The sequence below is a fragment of the uncultured Stenotrophomonas sp. genome (assembly GCF_963519925.1).
In the GTDB taxonomy this organism is placed as follows: Bacteria; Pseudomonadota; Gammaproteobacteria; order Xanthomonadales; family Xanthomonadaceae; genus Stenotrophomonas; species Stenotrophomonas maltophilia_AE.
In genome coordinates this window covers 1-4,720 of sequence record NZ_CAUQPH010000203.1, presented here as the reverse complement: position 1 = coordinate 4,720, position 4,720 = coordinate 1, and the positions used below count along the sequence as shown (strand labels likewise).

The 4,720-nt window shown below is 67.6% G+C and carries 6 protein-coding genes; 3 read left to right on the top strand and 3 right to left on the bottom strand.

Going from position 1 to position 4,720, the window contains the following annotated elements; all coding sequences use genetic code 11:
- Positions 1-188: 188 nt before the first annotated feature.
- The gene (gap, locus tag RWO33_RS19285; RefSeq protein WP_145479342.1) at positions 189-1,193 is read right to left on the bottom strand and encodes a type I glyceraldehyde-3-phosphate dehydrogenase; all 1,005 of its coding nucleotides are present in this window, start codon (positions 1,191-1,193) and stop codon (positions 189-191) included.
- A gap of 202 nt (positions 1,194-1,395) precedes the next feature.
- Between gap and RWO33_RS19280 the strand changes: the two genes are divergently transcribed.
- The 3 genes from RWO33_RS19280 to RWO33_RS19270 all read left to right on the top strand — a co-directional run bounded on the left by RWO33_RS19280 (position 1,396) and on the right by RWO33_RS19270 (position 3,743).
- Positions 1,396-2,022: an OmpW family outer membrane protein gene (locus tag RWO33_RS19280; protein WP_314106959.1), complete on the top strand. Its 627-nt coding sequence runs from the start codon at positions 1,396-1,398 to the stop codon at positions 2,020-2,022.
- A 94-nt stretch (positions 2,023-2,116) separates the two neighbouring features.
- Complete coding sequence (locus RWO33_RS19275) at positions 2,117-2,932, top strand: S1/P1 nuclease (RefSeq protein ID WP_314106956.1); 816 nt, start codon at positions 2,117-2,119, stop codon at positions 2,930-2,932.
- A gap of 10 nt (positions 2,933-2,942) precedes the next feature.
- Entirely contained in the window at positions 2,943-3,743 is an 801-nt protein-coding gene (locus RWO33_RS19270; protein ID WP_314106953.1) for an MBL fold metallo-hydrolase, read from the top strand.
- A 2-nt stretch (positions 3,744-3,745) separates the two neighbouring features.
- Here the strand turns inward: RWO33_RS19270 and RWO33_RS19265 are convergent, their stop codons facing one another.
- Together RWO33_RS19265 and RWO33_RS19260 are read right to left on the bottom strand one after the other, a co-directional pair.
- Positions 3,746-4,306 carry a hypothetical protein gene (locus RWO33_RS19265; RefSeq protein WP_314106950.1) on the bottom strand — a complete coding sequence of 187 codons (561 nt, stop codon included), beginning with the start codon at positions 4,304-4,306 and terminating at the stop codon, positions 3,746-3,748.
- Positions 4,303-4,566 carry an energy transducer TonB gene (locus RWO33_RS19260; protein WP_314106948.1) on the bottom strand — a complete coding sequence of 88 codons (264 nt, stop codon included), beginning with the start codon at positions 4,564-4,566 and terminating at the stop codon, positions 4,303-4,305. The genes RWO33_RS19265 and RWO33_RS19260 overlap by 4 nt, the downstream gene beginning before the upstream one ends.
- Positions 4,567-4,720 lie beyond the last annotated feature (154 nt).

The window sequence follows — 4,720 nt, the reverse complement described above, 5'->3', positions numbered from 1 at the left end:
AAGGAGGAGGCCGTCGCCGCCAGGCGTCGGCCGGGGGACATTTGCACAGGGGCCTGCCGGCCGCGGCGGGGCCCCCCACCCTCGCGACCAAGCTGATCGAAGATCCCGCGCCAAGCAACGAGAACCGAAGAGCCAAAAAAAAACGGCGAACCAAAGTCCGCCGTTCTCTAAACATCAGTACGTAGCGATTACTTCGCAGCAACGACCTTGGCCATTTCCAGGCACTTGTTCGAATAGCCCCATTCGTTGTCGTACCAGGACACCAACTTCACGAACGTGCCGTCCAGCGCGATACCGGCGTCGGCGTCGAACACCGACGTGTGGGTTTCACCGCGGAAATCGGTCGCCACCACCTTGTCTTCGGTATAGCCCAGGATGCCCTTCAGCGCGCCTTCGCTCTGCGCCTTCACTTCCGCGCAGATTTCCGCATACGTGGCTTCCTTTTCCAGCTCCACGGTCAGGTCGACCACCGACACGTCCGACGTCGGCACGCGGAAGCTCATGCCGGTGAGCTTCTTGTTCAGCTCCGGAATGACCACGCCCACCGCCTTGGCCGCACCCGTCGACGACGGAATGATGTTTTCCAGGATGCCGCGGCCACCGCGCCAGTCCTTGTTCGACGGACCGTCCACGGTCTTCTGGGTGGCCGTCGCAGCGTGCACCGTGGTCATCAGGCCACGCTTGATGCCCCACTTGTCGTTGATCACCTTGGCCAGCGGCGCCAGGCAGTTGGTGGTGCACGACGCGTTGGAAATGATCGCCTCGCCCGCATACGTCTTGTCGTTCACACCGAACACGAACATCGGCGTATCGTCCTTCGACGGCGCCGACAGGATTACCTTCTTCGCGCCCGCATCGATGTGCTTCTGCGCCGTTTCCTTGGTCAGGAACAGGCCGGTGGATTCGATCACCACGTCCACGCCGACCTCGTCCCACTTCAGGTTGGCCGGATCGCGTTCCTGGGTCAGGCGGATCTTCTTCCCGTTGACCAGCAGGTCGCTGCCCGACACTTCCACGTCTGCCTTGAAGCGGCCGTGCACCGAGTCGTACTTCAGCATGTACGCCAGGTAATCCGGCTCCAGCAGATCGTTGATGGCGACGATTTCGATGTCATTGCCGAAATTCAGCACGGCCGAACGCAGCACGTTGCGACCGATGCGGCCGAAACCGTTGATGCCAACCTTGATTGCCATGTTCACAAGCTCCTGCAGCCGCCACAGTGCGGCGCCGATGGTAAGGGGACGCCATTCTAGCAAAGCCCGGCCCCGGCCGGCCCCCGGGATCGAAACAGGAAGCGGTTACAACGCCCCGATCCCCGGATTGATCCGGATCAAGGCAGCGCAACGGGCAAGCGGGAAAACTGGCCCCATTCCACCCCCGCAACGAGACCGCACCATGCGCAGCACCTCCCTCCTCCTGCCCGCCAGCCTCGCCGCCGCCCTGGTCCTCGCCGCCAGCCCCGCCATGGCCCAGTCCAAGGGCGACTGGACCGTTGCCGCCGGCGTGCACCAGGTCGCCCCCAAGTCCAGCAACGGCACCCTCGCCGGCGGCCTGCAGGTCGACGTCGACAGCGACATCAAGCCCACCATCACCGGCGAATACTTCATCGCCGACAACCTGGGCATCGAACTGCTGGCCGCACTGCCGTTCAAGCACGACATCAACATCAACGGCCTTGGCCGCGTCGGCAGCACCAAACACCTGCCGCCCGTCGTGTCGCTGCAGTACCACTTCAACAGCACCGGCAAGGTGTCCCCGTTCGTGGGTGCCGGCCTCAACTACACCACCTTCTTCAGCGAAGAGACCGGCGGCGCCTTGGCCGGCAGCTCGCTGAAGCTGGACGACTCGTGGGGCCTCGCCGCCCACGCCGGCCTGGACTTCGCGATTGGCAACAACGGTGCCCTGCGCGTCGACGTGCGCTGGATCGACATCGACAGCGACGTGAAGCTCAACGGCGAGAAGCTCGGCACGGTCAACATCGACCCGCTCGCCTACGGCGTCGCCTACGTTTTCAAGTTCTGATCGCACGACCAGCACCGCACCGCGCACCACCCCTCGCCGCATGACATTACCCCGGCGCAAGCCGGGGCTTTTTTGCGCACGGTAGAATGGGTCGATGAAAATCGCCTCCCTGCTGTCCTCGTCCGTGCTGCTGCTGGCACTCACCCTGATATCCACCGACGCCTTGGCCTGGGGCGCGCAAGGCCACCGCCTGGTCGCCCGCGTCGCCGAACCGAAGCTCACCCCGCAGGCCCGCGCCGAAGTGGCCCGGCTGCTGGCCAGCGAGCCCACCCCGACCCTGGCCGCCATTGCACCGTGGGCCGACGAACTGCGCGCCAAGGATCCTGGCCTGGGCAAGCGCTCGGCCGGCTGGCACTACGTGAACATCGGCGAAGACGACTGCCAGTACGACGTGGAACGCAACTGCCGCAACGGCAACTGCGTGGTCGAAGCGCTCAAGGCCCAGACCGCCATCCTCGGCGACCGCAGCCGTTCCGACGCCGAACGCGCACAGGCACTGAAGTTCGTGCTCCACTTCGTCGGCGACATCCACCAGCCGATGCACGCCGGCTACGGCCACGACAAGGGCGGCAACGACTTCCAGGTGCAGTTCAACGGCCGCGGTACCAACCTGCATTCGCTGTGGGACAGCGGCCTGCTGAACACCCTGAACCTGGACGACGACGCCTACACCGCGCGGCTGGGGGCACTGCCCAGGCCCAAGGTGGGCAAGCGTTCGGCCATTGCCACCGATGCGGTGCAGTGGGCGCAGGCCAGCTGCCGCATCGCCATTGCACCTGGCGTTTACCCGGACAAGCGCACGCTTGATGCCGGTTACACCGCCACCTACCTGCCGGTGGCGGAACGCGAGCTGCGCCTGGCCGGCGAACGCCTGGCCGTGCTGCTCAACGACACCCTGGGCAACCGCTGAGGACACGGCCATGGCGCTGCATGTTGAAGGCTTCTTCCATCCCGACAGCCACACCTTCAGCTACGTGGTGCATGACCCGGCCACGCGGCAGGCAGCCGTGATCGATCCGGTACTGGACTTCGATCCCGACACCGGCACTACGGACACCGCGCCTGTGCAGCCGTTGCTGGCGCATGTCGCCGGGAACGGCCTGGACGTGCGCTGGCTGCTGGAAACGCATGCGCACGCCGACCACATCAGCGCCGCACGCCAACTGAAGTCGCAGTGGCCACGGGCCAGGCTGGCGATGGGCAAGGGAATCGTCGACGTGCAGCGCACCTTCGCGCCCCGCTATGCACTGGACATACCGACCGATGGCTCGCAGTTCGACCACCTGTTCGACGACGGCGAACGCTTCGTGCTGGGCGAAATCAGCGCCGAAGTGATCGCCGTGCCTGGCCATACCAGCGACAGCGTGGCGTACCGCATCGGCGATGCCGTGTTCACCGGCGATTCGCTGTTCATGCCCGATGGCGGCACCGCCCGCTGCGATTTCCCGGGGGGCGACGCGGCAGTGCTCTACCGCTCGATCCAGCGCCTGCTCGCTCTGCCGGACGCCACCCGGGTGTTCATCTGCCACGACTACGGTCCGGACGGCCGCCCCGTCGCCAACGAAACCACCATCGGCGCGCAGCGCGCCCACAACATCCACCTGCACGCCGGTGTCAGCGAAGCCGCGTTCGTGGCCACCCGCCAGGCGCGCGACGCGACCCTGCCCGAGCCGAAACTGATGCACCCCGCCGTGAAAGCCAACATCCAGGGCGGCGCATAGCGCTACCGCCTCTCCACCACCTGCCGGCCGTGCACGATCTCGAACGTGAACGCATACAACAGGCTCACCGCCACTGGCTCGATCCGCTCGGCCGCGGTGCAGTCGCCACGGTTGTCCGGCACCTTGCCCGCAGCGAAATGGCATACCGCCGCCGGCGTGTAGCGCCATTGCGCCACCGCCTCCTGCGCGGCCGCCAACAGGGGCGCGTTCTCCGCCGCGACGCCCGGCCTGCAGACCTCGCGATCGCTCAACGGCACGCTGCGCTCCACCCTGCCTTCCGCGTCCACCACCACCTGCAGGCACACCGTGGTCGGCGCCAGCTCGGTGCGCGGGTCGCGCGCGCCGACGACGGGGTCGCGACCGGCATACAGCTGCGGCATGCGGTAGCCCTCCCCCGGCTGCATCTCATACGCCTGCACCGCACCGCCCCCCCCACCCGCAGCGGGTGGCAGGCGCTGGTGTCCTACGTTCTCGGCACGCGTGTCCACCACGGTGCGCTGCGGCGTGGTGGCGCACCCGGCCAGCAGCGCGGTTACCGCCAGCCAGGCGGCGCCCTGCCTCACGAGGCAGGCTCCGGATCGTTCATCGCGAAGGTCAGCGGAATCTTCAGCGCGGCGGCCACCGCCTTGCCGTCCCGCTGCGCGGGGTCGAACGTCCACTGCCTGGCCGCGGCCACGGAGACCTCATCGAACACGCCGGCAGGCTGTGAGCTGAGCACACGGATGTCGCCCGGCGTTCCATCGGCGCGCACCTCCACCCGCAGCACCACCCGGCCCGAAATGCCCTGGTCGAACGCGGCCTTCGGATACACCGGCGGCGCCATCTGGCGGGCCTTGGCGGGCTGCCCCGCCGCAGGCGCCGCATCGGCCGCGAGCGGTGCCTGGCCCCCCCCCCCCCCCGGGGGGGCCCCCCCCCCGGGGGGCCATACCCCCCCCCCCCCCCCCCCCCCCCACTGCCCCCCCCCCCCCCGCCTCCCC